The 1,069-nt window shown below is 67.5% G+C and carries 1 protein-coding gene; it reads right to left on the reverse strand.

Going from position 1 to position 1,069, the window contains the following annotated elements:
* Positions 1-122 precede the first annotated feature (122 nt).
* Positions 123-1,069 (reverse strand): toprim domain-containing protein (locus E9934_RS19405; protein WP_238695069.1); only part of this gene is annotated, 947 nt, incomplete at its 5' end.

Raw genomic sequence — 1,069 nt, forward strand, 5'->3', positions numbered from 1 at the left:
TGCAGGTCGACGGGCTGGATCCGCCCGCCGCCGTCGCCGCCGGTGATCTCTTCGGTGGGGGTCTCGGTCACGATTGCTCTCTCTGGCTCGATCTATCGATGTCTAGGGCTGGCGTTAGAAACCTAGATATCGAGGAATCGGACGTCCTTGGCGTTGCGCTGGATGAAGGAGCGGCGCTGCTCGACGTCCTCGCCCATCAGGATCGAGAAGATCTCGTCGGCCTGGGCGGCGTCCTCGAGCGTGACCTGCAGCAGCACGCGCTGGTCGGGGTCGAGGGTGGTGTCCCACAGCTCGTCGGCGTTCATCTCGCCCAGACCCTTGTAGCGCTGGATCGGGGCGTCCTTCGGCAGCTTCTTGCCCTGCTCGAGGCCGTCGCGCATCATCGCGTCGCGCTCGGCGTCGGAGTAGACGAACTCGTGCTCGTGCGGCTTGTTCCACTTGATCCGATAGAGCGGCGGCTGGGCGAGGTAGACGTGGCCGGCCTCGATCAGCGGGCGCATGAAGCGGAAGAGCAGCGTCAGCAGGAGCGTGTTGATGTGGTGGCCGTCGACGTCGGCGTCGGCCATCAGCACGATCTTGTGATAGCGCAGCTTGGCGAGGTCGAACTCCTCGTGCACGCCCGTGCCGAGCGCGGAGATGATCGCCTGGACCTCGGTGTTGGCCAGGACCTTGTCGATGCGCGCCTTCTCGACGTTGAGGATCTTGCCGCGGATCGGGAGGATCGCCTGGATCCGGTTCTCCCGGCCCATGACGGCCGAGCCGCCGGCGGAGTCACCCTCGACGATGAAGACCTCGCACTCCTCGGGGTTGCGCGAGGAGCAGTCGCGCAGCTTGCCCGGCAGGCCGCCTCCGCCGAGCAGTCCCTTGCGGTTGCGGGCCAGGTCGCGGGCCTTGCGGGCCGCGATCCGGGCGGTCGCCGCGGCCTGCGCCTTGCGGATGACCTCCTTGCCCTCGCCCGGGTTCTGCTCCAGCCAGGCGCCCAGCTGGTCGTTGACGACCGACTGCACGAAGCCCTTGGCCTCGGTGTTGCCGAGCTTGGCCTTGGTCTGGCCCTCGAACTGCGGCTCGG

Origin of the sequence: Nocardioides caeni, assembly GCF_004912195.1 — a bacterium.
GTDB classification, from domain to species: domain Bacteria; phylum Actinomycetota; class Actinomycetes; order Propionibacteriales; family Nocardioidaceae; genus Nocardioides; species Nocardioides caeni.